Consider the following 24,305-nt stretch of genomic DNA (forward strand, 5'->3'; position numbering starts at 1 on the left):
CCCGCCGCCGATTCGTTGCCCTTCAAAATAGGGCGAAGTCCATGCGGAGCCAACGGGCAATCTGCTTTCCTGAAGCACTGATCCGTCAGGTCAGGGGCCCTGCCCGCCTCCATCATTTCGGGGGCGTCGGTTGGCGGCGTGATCCTGATATTGATCGCTCTTCACCTTATTGCCGTCGAGGCCGCGCGCGTCCGAGTGCTGTTTCTTGTCGCGGTTGGACAGGACCTCGTTTTCGCCGAGCATTTCCTGCTGCACCTCGGTCTTCGCCCCGCTTCCCGAGCCCTTGCCCTTGTCGGGCTTGCCGATGTTCTTCTTGCTGGCATGAGCCATGGTCATCTCCTTCATGCTCGTACTATGTGCGACCGCGAATGCCAGGTCGCTCAACCCCCGCCATCCTTGTGGTGTCTGCTCTCCTGGTTCTCGCCTCTCAGAATGCTGCGCTCATTCTCCTCACGGGCATCGGCATGATCGGTGTCGAGACTTCGCCCTTTGCGTTGCGCCCGTCTGAGGGCCTCGGAGCGCTTCAGATCCGCCTCGGCATCGAAGTCCTTGCCCGCATTCGATGTGTCCTCGCGGCCCTCGATAATGCGCCGCTGTTGTTCATGCGTCTTCCTGCCGACCATGGTCGTCGCTCCTATTTGTTGGTTCGCCCGCGCTGGGCAGGATCTGCGCCGCCCTCACCCGTGGCGTCGTTCGCCACATCGCCTTCGACGGTACTGTCGCGCTTCAGGCGCTCATAGTCGGCAGGGCCTTTGATGCCCTTCGACTGGCCGATACCGGGGTCCTGTTTCAGGTCCTTGTCGCTCGGGCGCCGGGTCTTGGGATGTTTGGAGGTCATAATGGAACTGCCTCCTCTCGCTGTCGGACTTATCATCCCGGTGTTAACCGGGGTCGGCGCCTAAAGTTCCCCCGATGGCAGGCCGCGGCTGCGCCCTTGTGGCAGCGCATCCCGGAGCAGAGGTTCCGCTGCTCGTGAGAGAAGCCTTCTACGACCAGTTCCCCTCCTCACCGGAGAAGGCAAGCCGCTCGCTCGACGGCTTCCTGGCGATCATCGCTGAGGGAATGAAGGGCGCCAGGCCGGTCAATCCGGCCCGACAGCGTTGGCGCCGCAGAGGAACGGCAGCCGGCTCCAGCGATCGGCGCGCGTCGCGAAAGACGCGCACCGGCTACCGTCAGATACCTGTCATATTCCCATCTGCCCCCCTTTTCTTGGGGCCTGGAAAGACCTATATCACGAGTGCCGTCCTCGGGCGGCTATGGCAATAAACGGGCGATGCAATAAACCCATTGGACCCGGGGGCGGTACCCGGCGCCTCCACCAAAAACCGGTCTCCGGAAGCATTCCGACCGGCTTTTGATGGGGGCGAAATAGGATCGACAAGGGTGTAAAGATCGACTTTTTGCTCGGCATTGTACCACCGTTATCGGGCTAAATTTATAGTTGCAAACGACAACTATGCTGAAGCACGTCTCGCTGCCTAACGGCGGTGCGGCACTTCAAATCAAGTCCTTCCGGGTAGCACCGTAAGGCGGGGTCCGAAGGCACCTGGCAACAGAAGCCTTCACCTTCTCCCCCGTGCTGAAATGGTCTATAGATGCCTCGATAATTGACTCGCCATAAACAGACGGGCAATGAAGCACGCAACGGCTGGACGATCGAGCCATGCCGCAGATTGAAGACAGACGGGGACCACATGGGCCAGGACCACATCCGCTACGATATACTGGCGCAGGACGCGCTTCGCGGCGTCATTCGTAAGGTATTGGCCGAAGTCGCCGCAACGGGTCACCTGCCCGGCGACCATCACTTCTTCATTACCTTCCTGACCGGCGCTCCCGGCGTTCGTGTTTCGCAACATCTCAGGGCGAAATATCCGGAACAAATGACCATCGTCGTCCAGCACCAGTTCTGGGACCTCAAGGTTTCGGAGACCGGCTTCGAAATCGGTCTTTCCTTTTCCGACACGCCCGAGAAGCTGGTGATTCCCTTCAACGCAATCCGCGGCTTCTATGACCCGTCGGTGAATTTCGAACTGGAGTTCGACGTCGCCGCCGGCGAGGAGGACGAGTCGGAACCGGCGGAGATCACTGCCTACCCGGTCGGCGACACCGACGATGCCCCTGAGGCAAGCGCCGAAAAGACCGGCGAGGAGCAAAAGAGCGGCGGCTCTGTCGTGTCTCTCGATTCCTTCCGCAAGAAGAATTGAGCTGGGGCGCGGGAAATGGCCGGTGACGTCGTCAACCTACGTCAGTTTCGCAAGCGCCAGGCCCGCGCCGCGAGCGAGAAGCAAGCTGAACAGAACCGCATTTCCTTTGGCCGCACGAAGGCGGAAAAGTCCCTGACCAAAGCCCTGAACGAAAGGGCGTCGAAGTCGCTCGACCAGGGTCGGCTGGAGCCCACCTCGTCCGGGACGTCCGGGAAAGACGAACCCGAAGGAAATGAGCGGACTTAGTTTCAAAGAGATACAGCGACCTTGGCGCGTCTGACAAGACGCGCGGCGCTGTGGCATCCGAAAAAATCGGACCCCATTTTCGGAAAGTACACGGCGCTCGCGTACAAGCCGATTCCCCCGGAATTTGATTCTGCAGCAAGGACTTGGCTCGGCTTGCGGAATCGAATTGCGAAGGACTTGAATCAACCTGTGAGGCCACGAATGATCGGCAAGCATTCGGCGACGCTGCACGGACATCGCACCAGCTTCACCCTTGAAGATCCCTTCTGGCAGGAGCTGAAATCAATCGCGAAGAGCCGCGGCATTCCGCTGGCGCGGCTGATCGCCGAGATCGATGACAATCGCGCGCCGGAGGGCAACCTCTCCTCCGCGATCCGGCTCTACGTGCTTGCCTGGGTCAAGGCGCGCGCCGAAGCGGCGGGCGTATCACGGGTTATTGAACCGTGATGTCGGGCAGCATCTCGAAATTGAGCCCTTGCCCCGCGGGCGGGCCCGCATTCTCGCCTGCGCCCGGCGGCAGCAGCACGCCGCCCCGCTGCACATCCTCGGTCGGCGCAGCGCGCGGCGGCGATGACGGCAGTTGCCGCGTGCGCAGACGCTCTTCCTCCGCAGCACGCCGTTCTTCCGCCGCCCGCGCTTCCGCCTCGGCCTTCATCCGCGCCGCCTCAGCTGCGGCGGCCTCGCGCCGGCGCTCCTCGATAATCGCCCGCCGCTGCTCGATCTCCCGCTTCTCCGCCTGCGCCTTGTAAAGCTGGACCTCCCGGCGCAGGCGCTGCTTCTCGAGCACGTTCGCCTGCAGCATCTCCACGCGCCGCCGCTCCCGCTCGTAAGCCCGGAGCGACAGGAAGTTCGCCAGATCGGTGACATCGAAGGAGACGCCGGGCGACGCCAGCAGGCCGGCATAATCGATACGCACCCGCGGTTCGGCACCCGCAAGCGCCTCGTCGCCCGGCCGGAATCCGAGCTCGATCGCGGCATTTATACGCCCGGCCGAAAGATCGATCGACGCATCGCCGCTAAGCTCCGCATGGCTGTCTGCGGCGGTGACGTTCTGCATCCTGATGATGCCGCCAGCCATGCTGAACGGCACCTCGATGCTTTCGACCACCGACTGCCCGCTGAAGATCTCTTCCTCGGCGACCTTGCGGATGCTGTCGGCCGAGATCTCCGTCTTTGTCGCATCGGCCGCCGCGATCAGTTGCGGCAACGCCGCCGTATTGATCCCGTTGAGCGTCACACCGCTGAAAACCGCCATTCCCGAGCCGCTCGCCGATTGCGCCATTGCCTGCGGCGTCGCACCCGAGGCTTCCATGGCCACGGCGAGATCGAATCGGCCTGTTGCCGCCGGCCCGTCCCGCAGCATCCATCCCGCCGCGCCCAAATCGCCGCCCTTGAGGTCGAAACGCGAACGCATGAAGCCCGAACCATTGGCATTGCCGAGCTGCAGCCGCCCCGTAAGCTTGCCTCCCAGCCAGTCACCGATTGCCTCGCTGAGCGCCAGTTCCTCGCCTTTCAATTCGAGCTTTCCGCTGAAGTCGGTCACGGCGTCGTAGACGCCTGGCCAGAAATGCTTCGCCTTGACGTTGACGTCAACGTCGAGGTTCGTCCAGTCCGGCTGCGCAACCGGGGCCGTCGACAATTCGCCCGTCGCGGCATCCTGCACCTGACCGAGGATCGCCTCGCCCATCCAGCCGAAATCGAGCGTATCGAGTGCGAGTTCGCCCTGCGCCTTGCCCGGCACCCTGCGGTCGATCGACAAGGCACCGGCAAAGCCGTTGCTGTCGGCCTTGCCCTTGATGTCCAAAAGCGTGACTCGCTCGGGGTCGGACGTGATTTCCGCCGACAGGGTCATGGGAAGGCCGCTTCCCATCTGTGGCAGGGCAATCCCCTGAAGCAGGAGGTATGGCTCGAGATCCTGGGTCTGCAGCGTTAGCTTCCCCTGCCCTTCGAAGAAATGATCGCGGGAGAGATCGACGGTGCCCTTGGCGGCAAGCGACGTCCTTTCCGTGGTGAAGGTCAGCGTGCCGTTAGCCTTGGTGTCGTCTCCGCCCTGCAGCTTCACCGAAAGGATGCCATTGGCGTCCGCATCGAAGGGCAGCGGATCGAGACCCGCCTGACCGAGAAGGACCGGCGTCCTCGGATTTTCCAGCGTAGCCTCGAGCAGCATGTTCCTGCCGGCAAGCGCCTGGGCGACGTCCGGCGCCTGATAGCTCGCGGCGATCTTGCTGCCGTTCGCCGTGCCGATCACACCGAAGGTAACCGGCGCATCACCTTCCTTGCTCCCGGCGGTGAGTGTCACGTCGAGGGCCGCATCGGCGAAATAGGGGCCGGCCTCGATCAGCCGGCGCAACGCCGGATGGGCCGCCATATGCCGCCCGATCATTTGCAGGAAAGGCGTCATTTCCTCGGCAGCGAGCTTCATCTTTGCCGAAATCGCCGGCTTTTCGAGGCCGCCGCTCATCCGGCCGGAAAAGGCGAGTTTTGCACCGGAAAGCGCTCCGATCGCCACCCGCTCGGCCTGCAGCTGACCGTTTTTCAGCGTCAGGACCGCCTGGACATCCTCAGCCTCCTCCCCGAAAGCGGAAAACCTCTCGGCGGAGAATTCGGCGGCGATCGCATGCGTGAGCAGCGTTCCCGTCGACGCGTCGCCGGCGACGAGGCCAGCGAGCGCCTGCAGTGACTCCAGGTCTATTTGGTTGCCCTTGAGTTGCAGCGACAGCGACGGCTGCTGCTCAGGGAAGGACAGACGTTCGATCCTGCCCTTCAACGTCGCGGGACCCGCTGCCACCTCGAGGTTCTCGAACTGCTGAAGGGTATCCGTGAGATTCACGGTCGCTGCGAAGCCTGCCGTCTTCAGCTTGCGAATGGCGGGATCAACCGATCCCGCCAGCCAATTGGCGAGCCCCGACGGCTGGTTCGAAGCCATCACGATATCGCCGCGGAAGGCGCGCTCATCCTGGAGGTTCAACCGCCCCTTCGCCTCCAGTTGCGTGCGACCCGGCAGAAGCGCCACGGCATTGTCGATGATCCATCCCGCGCCGTCCGGCTTGACGTCGAGACGCACGTCGCGAACGGTGGTGTCACCGATGACGATCGCCGGGAGTCTGAGGCTGGCGCGGCCGGGCACCTGCGGGATCGGAATATCGGCGGCGAACGCCATCATCGCTTCGATTCGCTGGCGGAGCGATACCGCCGGGTCGCGGTCGGTCTTGCCATTGCGCCCGGAACTGCCGATCCGACTGACATCGATCTGCTGCCCGTCGGCGACGAGGAGGAATTTCTGCTCCTTGCCGGTATCGAGCGTCGCCTCGCCGGTGACGATATAAGGATCATCCGGCGGTCCTATCTCGAAACGGTATTCCGGCACCCGGATGCTTTCATTGGTCAGCTGAAAATCACCGTTGATCCGCAGCCCGCCACCCGCCTTGACCTCGGCCGCCTCGCCGGCTTGGCGGTTTTCCGTCAGCGTGAACCGGCCGGCATAGACCGGTTTGAGATCGACGATCTTGAGCTCGCCGTCGAGCTCGACCCCGAAGGGCCGTTCATCCGGCGTCAGCTTTGCCCTGAGGCTCCGCACGCCTCTCTCGTCCACTTCATTCGTCGAAAAGGAGAAGCTGCCCGCCTCGCCGTCGAGCACCGCTTCACCTTCTATCTTCCAGGGCCCTGCGAGCGTGCGCGCAGAAAGGTCGGCTGAAAGGTCGGTCACCCGGCGCGTGCGTCCGGTTTGCTCGTCCATGAACTCGATTTCGCCGTCGGCGATCTCGATCTTCTCCAGTATCACCGTCCTCGCCGGGATCTCCGACCGCAGGCCACGCGCCCAATCGAGCGTGCCGTCGGGCTGCAGGCGGATACGCGCCTTGGGCCGGTCGAGCCGCATGTCGTAAATCAACGCCTCGCCGCTCAGGAAAGGCGCAAGCTCGGCGCTCATTGAGAAATGTTCGACCCGGACCAGCGGATCGCCGCCGTCCGTCGGCCCGACGCGCACGTCATTGAGCGTAACCGTGGGGAAGGGAATGAGCCGAGCGTCGACGCTGCCATGCACCACGACGGGCTTGCCCATGATTCGGCTTGCCTCGCGCTCGAAATCGGCGCGGAAATTGGTCCAGTCAATGAACAGGGGTGCGATCAGCGCCGCGAACAGCGCGACGACCAAAAGGCCGCCAATGATTACGAAAATGCGCGCCAGCACCGTGTCATATTCCCATCTGCTCAGGCTCGGGCAAAAATCTTGCCCGGATTGAAGATATTGTCCGGATCCAGCGCATGCTTGATCTGCCTCATCAGATCCACCGCCTCGCCGAGCTCGGCCTCGAGGAACGGCACCTTGCCCTGGCCTATCCCGTGTTCCCCGGTACAAGTACCATCCATTGCCAGGGCGCGGCTATTCAGCCGTTCGATGAACGCCTCGACCCGCTCTACATCATCAGCGTCCTTATCGTCGAAAACCACGCCCACGTGGAAATTACCGTCGCCGACATGGCCGACGATCGGTGCAATCAAGGCGTTCGCGGCAATATCCTCGTGCGTCGCCGCCACGCAGTCGGCAAGACGCGAGATCGGCACGCAGACATCGGTCGCCAGGATGGCGGCGCCGGGCTTCAGGCTCTTCTGCGCCCAATAGGCATTGTGCCGCGCTTTCCAGAGCCGTGCCCGCTCCTCCGGTTTTGTCGTCCAGACGAAGCCCTTAGACCCGAATTCCGACGCTATTTCGGCGAAGTGGCGCGATTGCAGCGCGACGCTCTCGGCGCTGCCATGAAACTCGACGAAAAGCGTCGGTGTCTCCTCGTAGCTCAAGCCGGAATAGACATTGCAGGCCTTCATCTGCAGCGCGTCGAGCAGCTCGATCCGCGCCACGGGAATGCCGGACTGGATCGTCAGGATGACGGCATTGCAGGCATCCGCTACCGTCCGGAACGGGCACACGCCGCCGGAAATCACCTCCGGAATGCCGTTGAGGCGCAGCGTGATCGAAGTGATGATGCCGAGCGTGCCTTCAGCCCCGACGAAAAGCCGCGTCAGATCGTAGCCGGACGAGGACTTGCGCGCGCGGTGTCCGGTTCGGATCTCGCGCCCGCCGGCAACCACGGCCGTCACCGCAAGCACATTTTCCCGCATCGTGCCATAACGTACCGCATTGGTGCCCGAGGCACGCGTCGATGCCATGCCGCCGATCGAGGCATTCGCACCGGGATCGATCGGGAAGAAAAGCCCGGTGTCGCGCAGAAAGGTGTTCAGTTCCTCGCGCGTCACTCCCGGCTCGACCGTGCAGTCGAGATCCTCGGGATTGACCTCGATGACGCGATTCATGCGCGACATGTCGACCGATATGCCGCCATGCGGGGCATTGATATGGCCCTCGAGCGAGGAACCGGCCCCGAAGGCGATGAGCGGCACGCGATGGGCCGAGGCGATCTTCACGATCTCGCTCACCTCGACGGCATTTTCGGGAAAGACGACCGCATCCGGCAATTGCGCCGGAATATAGGTCGTCGTGTGAGCGTGCTGGGCGCGGACGGCGTCTCCTGTCTGGAACCGTTCACCGAAGCGGGCGCCGAGGAGCGTCTTGACGGCCGCGATCCCGATATCGTTTCTTGCGCCCTGCTTGATCGCCTTCAACGCCACGCGACTTTCCTTCCCACCAAACTCCGACAAACGCAAAAACGTCTGTGCGAGCGGCTTCGCAAAGTATCCTCAATTCGACGCGGAATTAAGGAGGCCGGACAATAAGTCTCCGCGCCGCTTCCGATTATCGCCGCCGCCATTTTCGACCATTCCAGCCTTGTCGCCGCCACGCCGCATGGGCTGGAAGCGCTTTCATTTCAATGCGCTACTGTGCAAATCGGAATCGATTTGTCCAGAAGTTCAAGCCAATTCTCGCAATGCCGGCATCGAAATCGTCCGCGCTGATACCGGCTTGTCACAAGTTGCAGCGGAAGGACCGCCAGCGCTGCCCGCCCTGTGGCGCAAAATCGCGGTCCATCCCAGAAGACATGCGGTACGCCAAAGATGCAGCTTTTGTTTGCGGTTCCATGGGGTATCATGTCCGAAAACGGGAGACCTTACCATGTTCGGCCTGCTCGCTTTGCTCACCGCTTCCGTCTTCTTCGGCGCCGCCATCTACATCAACATCGCCGAGCAACCGGCAAGGCTTCGCCTCGATCACCGATCCGCGCTTGCCGAATGGGGCCCGGCCTATCGCCGGGGCTTCGAGATGCAGGCTTCACTTGCGATCCTGTCCGGCCTGCTGGGCGCCGCGGCCTGGTGGCAGACCGGCAACGCGCTCTGGGGTCTCGGTGCGGCCGTCATCATCATGAACTGGCCCTACACGCTTTATTTCATCATGCCGATCAACAAGCGCCTGGAGACGACGCCGGCAGACCAGGCGAGCGGCGAAACCCGCGAACTGATCACCCGCTGGGGCAAGCTCCATGCCGGGCGCAGCACTCTCGGCGCCGTCGCTGCAGTCATTTACCTCGCCGCCGCCTATGCGATGACAGGCTGAAGCCACCGCTCAACCGGCCTTGGGTGCCTTTTCGAGCAGGGCCGCCGCATCCATCTCCTCGTGCAGTTTGCGCTCTTCATCCGCATGCGGCCTGGTGAAGCGGGCGATCACGAGATAGGCAACGGGTGTCAGATAAAGCGTAACGACCGCCGCAAGACCCAGGCCGCCGACGAGGACCCAGCCGAGGGCCGTGCGGGCTTCCGCCCCGGCGCCGCTTGCGAGCACCAGCGGCACGGCGCCGACGACGGTCGCGATCATGGTCATCATCACCGGTCTCAAACGAATATTGGCCGCATCCTCGATGGCGCTGCGCACGTCCTGTCCGCGGTCACGCAACTGATTGGCAAATTCGACGATCAGTATGCCGTTCTTCGCCATGATGCCGACGAGCATGACGAGCCCGATCTGGCTGTAGATGTTCAGCGTATTGCCGGTCATGATCATCGCGAAGACGGCGCAGGCAAGCCCGAGCGGCACCGTCGACATGATGATGATGCCGCTGACGAAGCTCTCGAATTGCGCCGCCAGCACCAGGAAGATGATCACGATCGCAAAGCCGAAGGTGATGAAGAGGCCGCTGGCGTTCTCGTCGAGCGTGGCCGCCTCCGCAAGCGGCATCAGCCGCGAGCCGGGCGGCATGAGCGGCTCGGCCATTTGCTCCACCATCGACAGGGCTTCCCCGAGCGCCAGGTCGTCTTTCAGCCCGGCCGAGAGCGAGACTGAACGCAGTTGGCTCTCGCGCGAGAGCTGCGGCGCCACGGCCTTCTCCTCGACCGTCGCGATCGTCGACATCGGGACGATCCGGCCGTCACCTGTCTTGACGAAGATGTTCTGCAGATCCGTCGGATCGTTGAGCGGCGCCGTCGAGGAGAGCAGCTTGACCGGATAGGACTCGCCCTCTACGAAGATGTCGACGACACTGCTGCCATCGAGCATGGCCTGCAGCGCCCAGGCCAGGCCGCCGATGTCGACGCCGAGGTCGGAGGCCCGCTCGCGATCGATCGTCACCGACAATTGCGCCTGGTTGGCCTCATAGTTCAGCCGCACGTTCTCAAACCGGCCGCTATCCTCGATCGCGCGCACCAGTTTCGCCGCCGCGTCGCCGAGTTTCGTATAGTCATTGCCGACCAGCGCCACCTGAAGGCCGCTGCCGGCGCCGCGAATGCCGAGGCTGTTCGACTGGATCGTGAAGGCGCGGACGGATGGTATGGCGGCGGTCGCCTTGTTGATGTCGGCAACAATCTCCTGCTGCGTGCGCTCGCGACCCTCCCAGGGCGTCAGTCTCAGGACCATGAACCCGTTATTGGCTGAACCGCCCTGTCCGGAAATCGAGAATACATTGCTGACCTCGCCCGATTTCATCAGCGGCTGCAGCGCATCCTCGATCCGCCGCATCTGCGCCTGCGTGTATTCGAGCGACACCCCCTGGGGCGCATTGACCCTGAGCATCACCAGCGAGCGGTCCTCGTTCGGCGTCAGTTCCGATTTCAGTGTCAGGAAACCGGTGGCGCCCGCCGCGGTGAAGAAGGCGGCCACGACGAAGACGACGAGCGGCGCGTTGAGGCAGGACCGCAGCGTTGCCCGGTAGAAGGCGGAAGCGCGCGCGCCGAAGCGGCGCATGAAGCCGTGATGGGCATGTGCCTCGGTCGTCAGCATGCGCGAAGCCAGCATCGGGCAGAGCGTCAGCGAGACGAAGGACGACAGGAGCACGGCAAACGCAAGCACGAAACCGAACTCGCGGAAAAGCCCACCGGTCTGCCCCGGCAGGAAGGAGAGCGGCACGAAAACAGCCGCAAGCGTCGCGGTGGTCGCGAGAACCGCGAAGAAGACCTCAAGCGTGCCGTGCACGGCCGCCGCCCGCGGCCCAAGCCCGCCGGCCCTGCGGCGCACGATGTTCTCGAGCACGACGATGGCATCGTCGACCACAAGGCCGGTGGCGAGCACGATCGCAAGCAGCGTCAGGATATTAATCGAAAAGCCGGCGAGATAAATCGCCGCGAGCGTTCCGATCAGCGCGATCGGCATGGTGATGGTCGGGATCAGCGTCGCCCGCCAGTCGAGCAGGAAAAGATAGATGACGAGGGTGACGATGGAGACCGCAACCATGAGCGCGATCTCCACCTCGTGGATCGCACCATTGATGAAGACCGCGTCATCACTCGTCACCTGCAACTCGGTTCCCTGCGGCAGAATATCCGAGGAGATCGTATCGACCACCTTGCGCACGCCTTCGGAAATGTTGACGGTGTTGGATTGCGCCTGGCGGATGATGCCGAGGCCGATGCCCTGGCGACCGTTGGAACGCAGGGCCGAGGTGCCCGTATCCGGACCCAGCGTTACCGTCGCCACGTCGCCGAGCCTGACATTGTTGCCAAGCATCAGGTTTTCGAATTGCGCAGGCGTCTGCAGGTCGGCCGTTGCCCGGACCGAGATGTCCTGGCTCGAACTCGTCAGCGACCCCGCCGGCACGTCATAGGAAGCGTTGGCGAGCGCCTCGCGCAGGTTGGCGACGGTGATGCCGCGCCCGGCGAGCTTGGCCTGATTCAGGTCGATGCGGAAGATCTTCTCCTGCTCGCCATAGACCGTGACATCGGCAACGCCCTCCACCGCCGCCAGCCGGTCGCTGATCTCGTTCTCGACCAGGAGCGTCATGTCTTCCATCGACATCGCGTCGGAGGTCAGCGCCAGGCGCATGATCGGCTGGCTGTCCGAATCCGCTTTCACGATCCGCGGCTCCTCCGCGTCGTCCGGCAGCCGGTTGGTGACGCGGCCCAGTGCGTCGCGCACGTCGTTGGCGGCCTGGCCGATATCGGTCGTGTCGGAGAAGTCGAGCGTGACGCGGCTGCGGCCGAAGGAAGACGTCGACGAAATGCCCTTGATGCCTTGAACGCGCGAAACGGCGCCTTCGACGACCGAGGTGACCTCTCGATCGATCGTTTCGGGAGACGCTCCTTCGAATTCGGTCGTTACCGAAATGACGGGCTGGTCGACCTGGGGCAATTCGCGAATTTCGATGCCGTTCCAGGCGGCGAGACCTGCCACGACGATCAGCATGTTGACGACGAGCGCGAAAATCGGACGGCGGATGAAAAGCGCGGTGAATCCGGTCTTGCCGCCCTCTCCCGCGGCTGGCAATCCTCCCCGATGACCGCCGAAGCCGATGTTCATTGCGCGTCTCCCGCCACCTTCTGCTCCGGCGCGGCACGCGGCTCCCCGGCGATGCGCACCGTGCCGCCTTCGCGCAGCCGCTGCACGCCTTCCGTTACGACACGGTCGCCCTCGGAAATCCCGGCCTCGACAAGAACCGTGTCCGGATTGCGCTGGATGATCTTGATCGGCACGCGCTCGCTCTTGTCGCCTTGGATCCGCCAGACATAGGCTCCTTCCGAGCTCCATTGGATCGCCAGCGGGTCGACGGTCGGATAGCGATCGCCATCGAAAGCCATGGTGACCGAGAAGGACATTCCGGCGCGCAGCATGTCGTCGGGATTTTCGATCCGCGCCCGCACGCGAAGCGTGCGGCTCGTCTGGTCGAGGCGGTTGTCGATCGCATGAATGGCGCCGTCGAGCGAACGGCCGGGCTGGGCGATCGCGTTCGCGGTCACCGGCTGGCCGACGTAGATCCTGCTGGCGAAACGTTCCGGCACCCAGAAGTCAACGAGGATCTCGGAGCGGTCGTCGACGACGGCAATCGGCGTCGAAGTGGTGACGTAATCGCCAACATTGACCGTGATGATACCGACTATCCCCTTCGACGGGGCAACGATGTCGCGCCGCTTGAGATCGAGTTCCGCCGTGTTCAGCGCCAGTTCGGCCGCCTGCAGCGCGATCTCCGCGTCGCGCACCTCGACCGCCGTGACGACGCGGGCGCTGCCGAGATTGCGATAGCGCTCGACCTTTTCCCGGGCGCTGTCGCGGGCCAGCCGGGCCTGCTCGGCGGCGATCGTCTGATCGTCCCTGTCGAGCCGCGCGATCACCTGGCCCGCCTCGATCCGGTCGCCGGACCGGACGAGAATTTCTGTGAGGTTGCCCGTTGCCGTCGGCGTCACCGTGACGGATTGGATTGCTTCGCCGCTGCCTATGACGTTCAGCCTATTGTTGACGACTGCGGTCTCAGCGGGCTTGACCACCACCAGCGCCGCCCCGCCCGCGCCACCGCGTCCGCCCTGGCCGCGCCCGCGATTGCCCTCGCCGCCCCTTCCCTCGCCGCCCCTTCCCTCGCCGCCTTGCGAGCGCGATAGCGCATCGAGGAGAGGATGTGAAACGCCGATCGCCGCCAGCGTTTCCCCGGCACCGGGGGCAAAGCGTATCCAGGCGGCGCCCCCGACGACGAGAACGACGAGGCTGACCGCCAGTTGCTTCCAAAAGCGCATCCATGTCTCCGACTTGAGGTGCACGCGGCGGCGCGGCGCGCACCGGGAGGAACGTTCCGAGTTGTCGCGAGTATGATTGTTCGCCCGCCCGCGGGCAATCTCGGAACGCCATCATTACGCAATTGTAATGAAAGCAGAATTTGTTGGCCGCATGATGGCGCTTTCCGCAACCGGAAAAGACATTGGCCACCCTGGAAAACCATTGTTTACAGCAGCCACGGCTTAGCTATCCTGCTGCTCGGACTGCGGCATCTCCAATCAGGTTTTCAACGCTCAAACAGGGGAGCAGGGGCAATGTGCGATGCATGCGTCATTCAATCGGTAAAGGAGCGGATGCTTTCGCGGCGAGACTTCTTCCGCGCGGCAGCGGTCGGCACGGCTGGGATTGCCGCCGCAAGCATTGGGGCCGCGCCGCCGGCGCTTGCCGAAGGCCACGCCAGCGTCACGGATCTTACGCATGAGCTTCACGAGGAGTTCCCGACCTTTTTCGGTCAGCAGCAATTTTTCCGCGAGCAGAAGTTCAGCTTCGCCGAACACAAATTCAACCTGTTCGAGCTGCGCGTCAACGAGCACACAGGAACCCATGTGGATGCGCCGCTGCATTTCTCGGCCGACGGGCTATCCGTTGCCGAACTGCCCGTCGAAAAGCTCGTCGTGCCGCTCTGCGTCGTCGACATCCGAAAAAAGGCCGCGGCGGATCCGGATGCCCAGGTGACACCGGAGGACATCAAGTCCTGGATCGCTGCCAATGGCGAGATCCCGGATAACGCCTGTGTCGCGATGCTGTCCGGCTGGGCCGATCATGTCGGCACGGACAAATTCCGCAATGCGGATTCCGCAGGTAAACTGCACTTCCCCGGATTCCACGTCGAGACCGCCAAATTCCTGCTGGAGGAAACGCAGGCCGCCGGCATCGCAGTCGACACGCTTTCGCTCGACCATGGGATTTCACCGGATTTTGCCACACACCACGCCTGGCTTCCCGAGGGCCGCTGGGGACTCGAGGCTGCCGCCAATCTCGACAAGATGCCGGCGAAGGGCGCCACCCTCGTCCTCGGCGCCCCGAAGCACCGCGGCGGCACCGGCGGTCCGGCACGCGTCTTCGCACTCGTCTGATCGGAGGATTACCGCATGAGCACCGTCGCGCCGCCACCCGATCCCGAAGCCGATCCGCGCGTCAGGGCGGTATTCGACGACATCCGCGCAACGCGCAAATCGAATTTCATCAACAATATGTGGCACTGGCTTGCCTTCGACCCGGACTTGCTGGAGCGCACCTGGGCAGAGGTGAAGGCGGTGATGGCGACGCCCTCGGCTCTCGACCCGCTGGTCAAGGAGATGCTTTACATCGCCGTTTCCGTCACCAATGGCTGCGGCTATTGCATCCATTCCCATACTGCGTCAGCCAAGGCGAAGGGCATGACGGACGCGCAGCACGCCGATCTTCTCATGGTGATCGCGCTTGCCGCCAAGACCAATCAGCTCGCGACCGCGCTGCAGGTGCCGGTCGATCCGGCCTTCGACGCCAGGGGCGAACAATGATGCGCGCGGTGAAAAGGCTAGTCTTTCCACAGTCTTGCTGAGCCCGGCAGAGAACCCGGAATAAAAGAGGAACATCCTTTCTGGCCTTTCGGTCCCGAATCACTACATTGGGCCGCATGAGCAAAGGTTTCGACGACATCCCCTTCTTCGACGAGGAGCCGGCACCGCGCAAACCCGCCTCCGCCACGGGCGGGATCGCGGCGCGTGCCATGGCGGCCCGCGACAGGTCCAAGCGTCCGGATTATCTTTCCGGTCTCAATCCGGAGCAGGCGGACGCCGTCGAAACCCTCGAAGGGCCCGTATTGGTGCTCGCGGGTGCCGGCACCGGCAAGACGCGCGTGCTGACCACCCGCATTGCCCATATCCTCTCCACCGGCCGCGCCTACCCATCGCAGATCCTCGCCGTCACCTTCACCAACAAGGCCGCGCGCGAGATGAAGGAGAGGATCGGCGTGCTCGTCGGCCATGCGGTCGAGGGCATGCCCTGGCTCGGCACCTTCCACTCGATCGGCGTCAAGCTCCTGCGCCGCCATGCCGAACTGGTGGGCTTGAGATCCGATTTCACCATTCTTGACACCGACGACGTGGTGCGCCTCATCAAGCAGCTGATCCAGGCGGAAGGCCTCGACGACAAGCGCTGGCCGGCCAAGCAGTTCGCGGGCATGATCGACGGCTGGAAGAACAAGGGCCTCGACCCTTCGCATATCCCCGAGGGCGACGCCCGCGCCTTTGCCAACGGCAAGGGCCGCGAGCTCTACGCCGCCTACCAGAACCGGCTTCTAACGCTGAACGCTTGCGATTTCGGCGACCTGCTGCTGCATCCGATCCGGATGTTCCGCGCCAATCCGGATGTGCTCAAGGAGTATCACGACAGGTTCCGCTACATCCTCGTCGACGAGTACCAGGACACCAATACGGCGCAGTACATGTGGCTCAGGCTCCTGGCGCAGCGGCCCCGGTCTTCCGAGCGATCTGGCACCGGAAATCCGGGCGGAGCCCGGCAAGGCCAAGCGGCCGTCGCGCCTGATGGCGCGCCCCTGCGGAGCGAGCCGCGCAGCGGCGACAGCGTGAGCGCGAATAAACCCATACAACAAATCAATCTCTGCTGCGTCGGCGACGACGATCAGTCGATCTATGGCTGGCGCGGGGCGGAGGTCGACAACATCCTGCGCTTCGAAAAGGACTTTCCCGGCGCCAAGGTCATCAAGCTGGAGCGCAATTACCGCTCGACCGAGCACATTCTCGGCGCCGCGTCGCATCTGATAGCCCACAATGAAGGCCGCCTGGGCAAGACGCTATTCACCGAGCGCAGCCATCCGGACGACGAGAAGGTGCATGTGCACGCCGCCTGGGACTCCGAGGAAGAGGCCCGCGCGGTCGGCGAGGAGATCGAGCAGCTCCAGCGGGGCAAGCACAATCTGAACGACATGGCGATCCTGGTGCGCGCCTCGTTCCAGATGCGCGAGTTCGAAGACCGCTTCGTCACCCTCGGCCTCAACTATCGCGTCATCGGCGGCCCGCGCTTCTACGAGCGGCTCGAGATTCGCGATGCCATGGCCTATTTCCGCCTGGTCTGCCAGCCGGCCGACGACCTCGCCTTCGAACGCATCATCAACACGCCGAAGCGTGGGCTTGGCGAAACCACCGTGCGCACGCTGCACGACTATGCGCGCAGCCGCGACATTCCGATGCTCGCCGCCGCAAGCGAGATCATCGAGACGGACGAACTGAAGCCGAAGGCGCGCAAGGCCCTCTTCGACGTCGTCACCGATTTCCGCCGCTGGCAGACGCTGCTCGAGACGACCCTGCATACGGAGCTTGCCGAGAAAATCCTCGACGAGAGCGGCTATACGGCGATGTGGCAGGCGGACAAGTCGGCCGAAGCTCCCGGGCGCCTCGAAAACCTGAAGGAACTCATCCGCTCGATGGAGGCGTTCGAGTCGATGCGCGGCTTTCTGGAGCATGTCGCGCTGGTGATGGATGCCGAGCAGAACGAGGACATGGATGCCGTCTCGATCATGACGCTGCATTCGGCCAAGGGCCTGGAATTCGACACGGTATTCCTGCCGGGCTGGGAGGAAGGGCTATTTCCGCACCAGCGCGCGCTCGACGAGGGCGGCCGCGCCGGCCTCGAGGAGGAACGCCGCCTCGCCTATGTCGGCATCACCCGCGCCAAGCGCCGCTGCCATATCTGGTTCGTCTCGAACCGCCGCATCCATGGGCTCTGGCAATCCACCATGCCGTCGCGCTTCCTCGACGAACTGCCGATCGACCATGTGGAAGTGGCCGAGCAGGAAGCTTCCTATGGTGGCTATGGCCGCGGTGGCTACGGCCAGTCGCGCTTCGACAAGGCCGATCCCTTCGAGAACAGCTACCAGACACCCGGCTGGAAGCGCGCCCAGCAGCACCGCTCGGATGCCACCCGCGACAATTGGGGCACCCGCTCCGGCCACGCCGTCGAGCGCATCGGCTACGGCGAATCCGGCCCGCGCACCCGCACCATCGAGGGCGAGCTCGTCGCCAAGTCGACGACTGCGGAACCCTCCCGCTTCCAGGTCGGCGACCGCGTCTTCCACCTGAAATTCGGCAACGGCAACATCGCCGCCGTCGAAGGCAACAAGCTGACGATCGACTTCGACCGGGCGGGACAGAAACGGGTACTGGACGGATTTGTGGAAAGGGTGTGAGCCCCGCTCAAATCACCATCCGGTACATCACGAATCCGGACTTCTCGGCGAGCTTGTCGTAAAGTTGCATCGCCGTGATGTTCGACTCGTGCGTAAGCCAATAGACGCGTGACGTGCCGGCGCGCCGCGCGGCGTCGAAGACGCCGTTGATCAGGGCCTGGCCGACCCCTTTCCCGTGGATGCCTTCTCTGATGAAGAGGTCCTGGAGATAGCAGTTCGGCTGGATCGCCGTGGTGCTGTGGTGGAAAATGTAATGGGTGAGCCCGACCAGCCGACCATTGTTTTCCGCGACAAGCGCATACATCGGTTCATAGGCATCGAAGAAACGCGACCAGGTCATGAGGGTAATGTCGGCGTCGAGCGCCTTTTCACCCGAACGTCCGTTGGATGCGTTGTAGTGCTCCCAGAGGACCAGCCACTGATCGTAGTCGCTGCGAACGACCGGACGGATGGAGACGTTCTCGCTCATCGTCGAACCCACCGGAATGACCACCCTTTGCGGGGGCGACAGCATAACCTCTCGGATTGGCGCGGTCCATCAGCCGCTCATCACACATTGTCACCTTCGCGCATCATTCGCGCGTGGCGGATGGCCCTTGAAATTGTCGTGGTGCTCAAATCGCGTAATGCCTGCGCCCAAGTCGAAGACCACTAAAATTGCAGTGAATTTCGCCGGGCTTCGTTAATACGGCAAAGGTACGAATCGGACTGCTTATCGGCTGGAACGCAAGCCACTTTTCATTTTTAGCACGACAGGCCGTTTCGAATGAGCTTTCTCCCTGCCGTATCCGCCCTTGCCCTCTCGGCTATAGTGCCGCTCCTGTTGTCTCTCGGGCGCACTGCCGCCGGCAGCCGCGAGCTTTCGGCCGGTTGCGCCCTGGCCGCAGCTGCAAACGGGCTGATGGCCGTGGCGGCGCTGCTCGGGATGCCGCTTGCCGCAACGTTCGGCTTTTTGGCGCTGATAGCCGCCTTCGTTTTCATATTCCTCGCTTTTCGGCGTCTCCTCGCCCTGCCGGCACCTCCGGCCGTCTTCACGGCCGTCGCCCTTGCCGCCGGTACCGCCGGCCTCGTCATTGCGCTTGGCGGTCTCGGCGGTTCCACCACACGCGTTCTCGTCGGCAGCGGCCTTTGCGGCTGTCTGCTCCTCGTGATCGGTCTTCCGACCCTAGATCGCTGGGCTGCGGGGCGGCCGGCCATCCGCCTTGCCGCCGTGGCAGCGCTGGCGATCGCCTGCATGTCCCTCATCCACGCTCTCGGCCCGATGTCCGCGGTGGCGCTTCAGGCTGCACCCTCCCCCGGCTACGCTTTCTCGCTGGCAGTCCTGCAAACGCTCGGCCTGCCGTCCCTTTTCCTGGCGGCGAACCACACGCTGCGGAACCGCATCATCGGCGATCTCCGGACGGCGATCGCCCGCGACGAACTCACGGGCGTCCTGTCGCGCAGGGCGCTGATCGAGAAAGGCGAGGGGATTCTCGCCTTCTCTCTTTCGCGCCGTCGTCCGGCTTCTTTCCTGCTGCTCGATCTCGACTATTTCAAGCAGATCAATGACCATTACGGCCACGCCTGCGGCGACATGGCCCTTGCCCATTTCGCCGAGACCGTCTCCGGCTTCCTCGGCGATCGCGGCGCCTTCGGGCGGATCGGCGGCGAGGAATTTGGCATCATCCTCCCCAACCACACGGAGGAACAGGCAGCCGCTCTCGCCGAGGCGATCTGCCGCCTCGTGCGCGAAACGCCCGCCGGCCGGGCACACCAGCGCATCCGACTGACGGTGAGCATCGGTATCGCCGGCGCCGAGCCCGGCGATTCGATCATGGACGTGATGATCCGCGCCGACATGGCGCTTTACGACTCCAAGGCCGACGGCCGCGACCGCTGTTCGCTTGCGAGGCAGCGCCGTGCCGACCCCAGCGCCCGCGTGCTTGCAGCGGCCGCCGCGCAGTTGCGTCAGGCCGATATGTCCGATCAGGAGCGATTGCGCGAGAGCGCATAGAAGGCTCCCCTATCGTAATCGATGCAGTTCCCACCTATGTGAACGCTAATGCATGTCGCCCAAAAGTGTGCAGCGGTTGGGCCAACGACGTGCATGAAAACAAGGAACTAAAGCGCGTTGCACGAATACCGTTAAACGCGACGCGCTTTGGCGTATCGGCCCGAAAATCGCGCGGCGCCGTATCGCCCATAGGAGGATAGTCATGTTCCGCCGCATCCGTACCTTGACCCTCGCTGCCCTCGCGCTCACAGCCGCAGCGATCGCCCCCACCCGTGCCGAAACCGTCGGCGAAGTCGGGGTCGATTGGCTCGGCAACGACATCAAGATCGATGCCGTGCGCGATCCGAAGGTCAGCGGCGTGACCTGCCACGTCACCTATTTCGACCGCAGTGTCATCGACCGCCTCAAGAACGGCAATTGGTTCGAGGATCCTTCGAACAATTCGATCGCCTGCCGGCAAACGGGTCCGATCGCCATTGGGGACATCGAACTGTCGAATGAAGGCGAAGAGGTCTTTCGCTCCGGGCTGTCGCTGATCTGGAAGCACCTGCTCGTGACGCGCATCTACGACAAGGCCAACGACACGCTCATTTACCTGGCGCATTCACGCCAGGTGACGGATGGATCCGCCAAAATGTCGATCTCCACGGTTCCGCTTTTCGGCCAGTCCGTAACCTGGGAAAATGGGCGGCCCGACTGATGCGGTCTCTGGACACGAAGGAACGGGACGGCAAATGAGGCCGTCCCGCTCGCCTGCGCGGCGATGCGGGACAGCTATACCAAATCTCGATGATTAGGAACGAGACTTGGTATTAACAGTTTTAACGACCTTCAGTGCTGCCGGTGCTGAATTAGCGCCTCGGGGGAACGATTCCCCGATAGTACTGACCCTCACCGGGCGTGTACTCCGGATAGGGATCGCGGTCGATCGTCCGCCCATCGAAGATGCTGCCCGTCGGCATCACGTCGATGCTGCCGGTCGGCATGCGGTCGACACGCTCATTCGGTGTCACGGTGACCGGCGGCAGCGACATCAGCGGCTGGCTCTGGGTCCCCGGAGGGTTGTGCGGATCGACGCCCTGGTAATAGCTGTCCGCCAAGGTCGGTGCGGCGCCTCCAAGGAGCGCGGACGAGAGGACAAGTGCGGGAATCGACGTCTTCAGAGATGGTCTCATAGCGTTCACTCCTTTGTCCGTTCGGCATCCCGCCTCCGGCGAACGCCGAGCTTCACGACAGCCAGGCGCATCCATTCATGCGCACAGGACGGCAGTCGTTCTTCGGGATTTCTGCGCATTCCGTCCTTAAATCGGAGGCGATTTAAAGAACACGCAACGAGTTAACGCCACACCGCGGCGGATGTTCGGCGTAAGCGTTGACGTTTGGTCACGTTTACTCATACGAGCGTGATGCCGGCCTGCACGGAATTTGACTTGACGCACATCTCAATGCACGCGCGGCCGGCGATCAGCCGGCCGAGCGCTCCAGTCAAGCAATCCGGCTGCTAATTCACGGAACTGGCGCCGGAGGGATGATGCCCTGGTAGTAATCTCCTTCGCCGCCCGCTTGATATTCATTCAGATGTCGCTCACGGATCTCCGAGGGCGACAGGTTGTAGATCGGCGCTGGACGGACATAGACCGGTCCCATAGGGCCCGGATCGACATAAATGCTGCCCGTCGGCATGGTGTCCACGTAGACGCTTCCGGTGGGCGCGGGATCGAAATAATACGGGCTCACTGTCCGCGGCACGACAATGATCCTGTTCTGGGTTCCCGGCGGGTGATGCGGATCGATGCCCGGATAAAAACCGTTCGCAAGGGCCGGAGTCGCCGCGCCAGCAAGCGCCGAAGAAAGGGCGAAAGCCGCTAGTGACGTTTTGAGCAATGTTTTCATGGCTGTGCTCCTGTTCCGATCAGTATCCGCATGCTTCGCGAAATACTGGAAGGTTCGCCATGATAACTCGTTTCCCGCTCTAGGTGTTCCTGCCAGCAATCGGCATGGTCACTTCGCGCAGGCGGCCGCAGCGCGAGCGAGCGCCGCTGCCTGCGCCTACTGCATGTCGCGTGGCGTTGTAGGGCCCGCGCCTTCTGCTCTCCGAAAGTCGAATCCGAATTTCGGAAAATTCTTCAGGCGGCCTGGGCTAGTTCGTCGGCGATTACCGTATCCAGATTGAGGAAACAGACCATCGTCTTCTCGAGCGCGACGATACCGCGGCAGAAGGCGCGCTGGGGTTCCGGTATGATTTCCGGCGCCGGTTGCAGGTCCTCGCCGCGGATGGTCATCATGTCCGAGACCTGCTCAACCAGCAGGCCGACGAGCTTGCCGTTGATGTCGGTGACGATAATGGCCGCGCGCTCCGACGGTTCGGTCATCTTCATGCCCAGCCGGCTCGCCATGTCGATGACCGGGATCACCGCGCCGCGCAGGTTGATGAGGCCGAGCACGTAAGGCGGCGTGTGCGGCATCGGCGTCACCGGCGCCCAGCCGCGGATTTCACGGATGGCCATGATATCGATGCAGAATTCCTGGTCTCCGAGATGGAAGGAGACGATTTCGAGTTGGGCACCAGTCTGCTTGATTGCGTTGCTCATGATCAGAATTCTTCCCAATTGTCACTGGACGGCGCGGCCGCCGATGTGTTGCCGAATGCGCCCGCCAGCTTGCCCATGAGCGCCTTGGCGGGGGATGGAGCGGGTCGGGTGGCTGCCTGCACCGAGGCGGGCTTGCGCAGCGGCGCCGGTCTTGCAGGGGCTGCCGTGGCCAGCACTTTCTCTGATCCGGCCCCGGCACTCCTCATGGCCGGTCGCACCGGGGCTGCCGTCGACGCCGATGTCGGGGCCGCAGCGCGCAGGGCGGTTTCTCGCATCTCGCCATTGCGGAACTGGTTGACGAGTGAGCTCAGCCTTTCGGCGTCCTGGGCAAGCGTGTGGCTCGCCGCATTGGTCTGCTCGACCATCGCGGCGTTCTGCTGCGTCATCTGGTCGAGTTGGCCAACAGCCGTGTTGATTTCGTTCAGCCCGGTCGACTGCTCCCGCGCCGCTACCACGATCGAACTCATATGTTCGTTGATGCGTGCAACATTGACGCCGATGCGACCGAGGGCGTCGCCCGTTGCCCGAACCAGCTTGACGCCGTTTTCGACTTCGTCGCCAGAGCGCGTGACCAGCGCCTTGATATCCTTCGCCGCGCCGGCGGCCCGCTGCGCAAGCTCGCGAACCTCCTGGGCGACGACGGCGAAGCCCTTGCCCGCCTCGCCCGCCCGGGCCGCCTCGACGCCGGCGTTGAGCGCCAGCAGATTGGTCTGGAAAGCAATCTCGTCGATGACGTTGATGATCTTGCCTATTTCGTTGGACGCGTCTTCGATTCGCGCCATGGCGGCGATCGCATCGCCGACGATGCGGCCGGATTCCTCGGCGTTGACGCGCGTCTCATCGACCATGCGGCTCGCCTCTTCGGCCCGCTCTGTCGCCGTTTTCACCGTTGCGGTGATCTCCTCTAGTGCGGCGGACGTCTGCTCCAGCGAGGCGGCCTGCTTTTCTGTCCGCCGCGCCAGATCGTCGGCGGCGCTGCGCATCTGGCGGCCATTGCCCTCGATCGAAACAGTGTTCTCTTTCACATTGGCGAGTGCGTGGCTGAGCCGGTCGACCGCATTGTTGAAATCGCGCCGAAGCGCATCGAGGTCGCCGTCGAAAGGCTCGTGAATGGCAACGGCAAGGTTGCCCTCCGCGAGTTGATTGAGCGCGCGGCCCAGGGCATCGACGGCGGATCCGATACGGGCAACCGCCTGCTCGCGCTCGGCCGCCTGGCGTTCCCGCGCCTGGTCCATTTCTTGCCGGTCGGCGGCGGAAGATTGTTCGAGCGCCCGCGCCTCGATGGCCGCGGTGCGGAACAACTCGACCGAGCGCGCCATCTCGCCGATCTCGTCGCCGCGCTCGAGCGTCGGCACGGCCGAGGAAAGATCGCCCGACTGGATCCGCCGCATGCTGTCGCGCAGGCCAAGCACGCCGCGGCGCAGCACGCCTCCGTGGAACCAGATCAGCGCAAGCATGCCGCCCATCGCCAGAACTCCGGCGAGCGCCTGGAAGAGCACCGCATTGCCGGACTCCACGCGCGCGTCGGCAATGCGGTCTGCGGCGAGAGTGGCGGCAGCTTCGGCCATTTCGGTCAGCGCCGCGCCCATACGCTCGCCGGCACGGTCGATCACGTCGTCGACGCGCGCGAAATCCGCCGCGGGCGCGCCGGCTTCCACCATCTGTTTCAGGTCCACCTCTACAGCTTTGCGCAATGCGGCAAGATCGTCCTCGTAGGTGGAAAGAACCGGCTCCTTGCCAACAAGGCGCGCCAGTCCCTTGAGATCTTTCGTCTTCGCGTCCAGCAAGTCGAGCGAGGCCTCAATCCCGCGCAGGCGCTCCGGCTGAATCTTGCGCTCCTCACGATCGATGATCGTATCCATCGCGATCAGCACGAGTTCGATGCCGGCGAAGCGCATTTCCTGCGCCGTTCTCATACCCTGCTCCGCCACCGCTGCCTTCTCGAGAGCCGCCTCCGACCGGCTGTTCTGATACCAGCCGACCGCCAGGACGGAGCCGAAACCGAGCAAGGCGGCACCTGCAAGTGTTGCCAACCTCTGGCTGACCGAAAGGTGGCGCTTGGCGGTGGAATGTTCGTTCATGATGGACAGCCCGTGACACGGACCTGCCTCCGCCGGCATGGTCCTTCGTTGCGGTGAATGCGGAAGCCGGACCTGATCGAACC

21 protein-coding genes and 1 other RNA gene are annotated in these 24,305 nt (G+C 63.4%); 10 read left to right on the plus strand and 12 right to left on the minus strand.

What is annotated here, in order from left to right:
* Positions 1-90: 90 nt before the first annotated feature.
* The 3 genes from AC4P1R_RS09920 to AC4P1R_RS09930 are packed head-to-tail and all read right to left on the minus strand — an operon-like array spanning position 91 to position 841.
* Complete coding sequence (locus AC4P1R_RS09920) at positions 91-330, minus strand: hypothetical protein (protein ID WP_492176829.1); 240 nt, start codon at positions 328-330, stop codon at positions 91-93.
* A 50-nt stretch (positions 331-380) separates the two neighbouring features.
* On the minus strand, positions 381-623 hold the full coding sequence (locus AC4P1R_RS09925) for a hypothetical protein (RefSeq protein WP_492176830.1): 243 nt from the start codon (positions 621-623) through the stop codon (positions 381-383).
* A gap of 11 nt (positions 624-634) precedes the next feature.
* The gene (locus AC4P1R_RS09930; protein WP_492177733.1) at positions 635-841 is read right to left on the minus strand and encodes a hypothetical protein; all 207 of its coding nucleotides are present in this window, start codon (positions 839-841) and stop codon (positions 635-637) included.
* A gap of 359 nt (positions 842-1,200) precedes the next feature.
* Between AC4P1R_RS09930 and ssrA the strand changes: the two genes are divergently transcribed.
* The 4 genes from ssrA to AC4P1R_RS09950 all read left to right on the plus strand — a co-directional run bounded on the left by ssrA (position 1,201) and on the right by AC4P1R_RS09950 (position 2,900).
* Positions 1,201-1,567: a transfer-messenger RNA gene (gene ssrA, locus AC4P1R_RS09935) on the plus strand.
* A 127-nt stretch (positions 1,568-1,694) separates the two neighbouring features.
* Entirely contained in the window at positions 1,695-2,207 is a 513-nt protein-coding gene (locus AC4P1R_RS09940) for an SspB family protein (protein WP_492176831.1), read from the plus strand.
* A gap of 15 nt (positions 2,208-2,222) precedes the next feature.
* Positions 2,223-2,453, plus strand: a complete 231-nt coding sequence (locus AC4P1R_RS09945; protein WP_492176832.1) for a DUF4169 family protein — start codon at positions 2,223-2,225, stop codon at positions 2,451-2,453.
* A gap of 201 nt (positions 2,454-2,654) precedes the next feature.
* The gene (locus AC4P1R_RS09950; RefSeq protein WP_069461555.1) at positions 2,655-2,900 is read left to right on the plus strand and encodes a ribbon-helix-helix domain-containing protein; all 246 of its coding nucleotides are present in this window, start codon (positions 2,655-2,657) and stop codon (positions 2,898-2,900) included.
* Here AC4P1R_RS09950 and AC4P1R_RS09955 read toward each other — a convergent pair.
* Both AC4P1R_RS09955 and AC4P1R_RS09960 read right to left on the minus strand, forming a co-directional pair.
* On the minus strand, positions 2,887-6,642 hold the full coding sequence (locus AC4P1R_RS09955; protein WP_492176833.1) for an AsmA family protein: 3,756 nt from the start codon (positions 6,640-6,642) through the stop codon (positions 2,887-2,889). The two genes, AC4P1R_RS09950 and AC4P1R_RS09955, sit on opposite strands and share 14 nt — an antisense overlap.
* Before the next feature lie 20 nt (positions 6,643-6,662).
* A complete protein-coding gene (locus AC4P1R_RS09960; protein WP_492176834.1) occupies positions 6,663-8,075 on the minus strand; it encodes an FAD-binding oxidoreductase in 1,413 nt (470 codons plus the stop codon).
* Positions 8,076-8,517: 442 nt separating this feature from the next.
* Between AC4P1R_RS09960 and AC4P1R_RS09965 the strand changes: the two genes are divergently transcribed.
* On the plus strand, positions 8,518-8,955 hold the full coding sequence (locus AC4P1R_RS09965; protein ID WP_069461553.1) for an anthrone oxygenase family protein: 438 nt from the start codon (positions 8,518-8,520) through the stop codon (positions 8,953-8,955).
* A 9-nt stretch (positions 8,956-8,964) separates the two neighbouring features.
* Here AC4P1R_RS09965 and AC4P1R_RS09970 read toward each other — a convergent pair whose 3' ends face one another.
* Together AC4P1R_RS09970 and AC4P1R_RS09975 are read right to left on the minus strand one after the other, a co-directional pair.
* A complete protein-coding gene (locus AC4P1R_RS09970) occupies positions 8,965-12,123 on the minus strand; it encodes an efflux RND transporter permease subunit (protein ID WP_492176835.1) in 3,159 nt (1,052 codons plus the stop codon).
* Positions 12,120-13,328, minus strand: a complete 1,209-nt coding sequence (locus AC4P1R_RS09975; protein WP_492176836.1) for an efflux RND transporter periplasmic adaptor subunit — start codon at positions 13,326-13,328, stop codon at positions 12,120-12,122. Before AC4P1R_RS09975 ends, AC4P1R_RS09970 begins: the two co-directional genes overlap by 4 nt.
* Before the next feature lie 294 nt (positions 13,329-13,622).
* Here AC4P1R_RS09975 and AC4P1R_RS09980 point away from each other — a divergent pair, with 294 nt between their 5' ends.
* From AC4P1R_RS09980 to AC4P1R_RS09990, 3 genes are all read left to right on the plus strand, one after another.
* Entirely contained in the window at positions 13,623-14,444 is an 822-nt protein-coding gene (locus AC4P1R_RS09980; protein ID WP_492176837.1) for a cyclase family protein, read from the plus strand.
* Between the two features lie 15 nt (positions 14,445-14,459).
* Positions 14,460-14,870 (plus strand): carboxymuconolactone decarboxylase family protein, encoded by a 411-nt coding sequence (locus AC4P1R_RS09985; RefSeq protein WP_492176838.1) that lies wholly within the window; start codon positions 14,460-14,462, stop codon positions 14,868-14,870.
* Between the two features lie 116 nt (positions 14,871-14,986).
* Positions 14,987-17,557, plus strand: a complete 2,571-nt coding sequence (locus AC4P1R_RS09990) for an ATP-dependent helicase (protein ID WP_069461612.1) — start codon at positions 14,987-14,989, stop codon at positions 17,555-17,557.
* A 7-nt stretch (positions 17,558-17,564) separates the two neighbouring features.
* Here the strand turns inward: AC4P1R_RS09990 and AC4P1R_RS09995 are convergent, their stop codons facing one another.
* On the minus strand, positions 17,565-18,026 hold the full coding sequence (locus tag AC4P1R_RS09995; RefSeq protein ID WP_069461611.1) for a GNAT family N-acetyltransferase: 462 nt from the start codon (positions 18,024-18,026) through the stop codon (positions 17,565-17,567).
* Between the two features lie 297 nt (positions 18,027-18,323).
* On the opposite strand from AC4P1R_RS09995, the gene AC4P1R_RS10000 reads away from it, so the two are divergent.
* Together AC4P1R_RS10000 and AC4P1R_RS10005 are read left to right on the plus strand one after the other, a co-directional pair.
* Positions 18,324-19,550 (plus strand): GGDEF domain-containing protein, encoded by a 1,227-nt coding sequence (locus AC4P1R_RS10000; RefSeq protein WP_492176839.1) that lies wholly within the window; start codon positions 18,324-18,326, stop codon positions 19,548-19,550.
* A 202-nt stretch (positions 19,551-19,752) separates the two neighbouring features.
* A complete protein-coding gene (locus AC4P1R_RS10005) occupies positions 19,753-20,250 on the plus strand; it encodes a CreA family protein (protein WP_069461547.1) in 498 nt (165 codons plus the stop codon).
* A 151-nt stretch (positions 20,251-20,401) separates the two neighbouring features.
* Here AC4P1R_RS10005 and AC4P1R_RS10010 read toward each other — a convergent pair whose 3' ends face one another.
* From AC4P1R_RS10010 to AC4P1R_RS10025, 4 genes are all read right to left on the minus strand, one after another.
* On the minus strand, positions 20,402-20,725 hold the full coding sequence (locus AC4P1R_RS10010; protein ID WP_492176840.1) for a hypothetical protein: 324 nt from the start codon (positions 20,723-20,725) through the stop codon (positions 20,402-20,404).
* Positions 20,726-21,056: 331 nt separating this feature from the next.
* Positions 21,057-21,443: a hypothetical protein gene (locus tag AC4P1R_RS10015; protein ID WP_069461545.1), complete on the minus strand. Its 387-nt coding sequence runs from the start codon at positions 21,441-21,443 to the stop codon at positions 21,057-21,059.
* Between the two features lie 233 nt (positions 21,444-21,676).
* Entirely contained in the window at positions 21,677-22,141 is a 465-nt protein-coding gene (locus AC4P1R_RS10020; RefSeq protein WP_069461544.1) for a chemotaxis protein CheW, read from the minus strand.
* A gap of 2 nt (positions 22,142-22,143) precedes the next feature.
* On the minus strand, positions 22,144-24,222 hold the full coding sequence (locus AC4P1R_RS10025) for a methyl-accepting chemotaxis protein (RefSeq protein ID WP_492176841.1): 2,079 nt from the start codon (positions 24,220-24,222) through the stop codon (positions 22,144-22,146).
* Positions 24,223-24,305 lie beyond the last annotated feature (83 nt).

The organism is Sinorhizobium sp. Y406 (genome assembly GCF_058732025.1).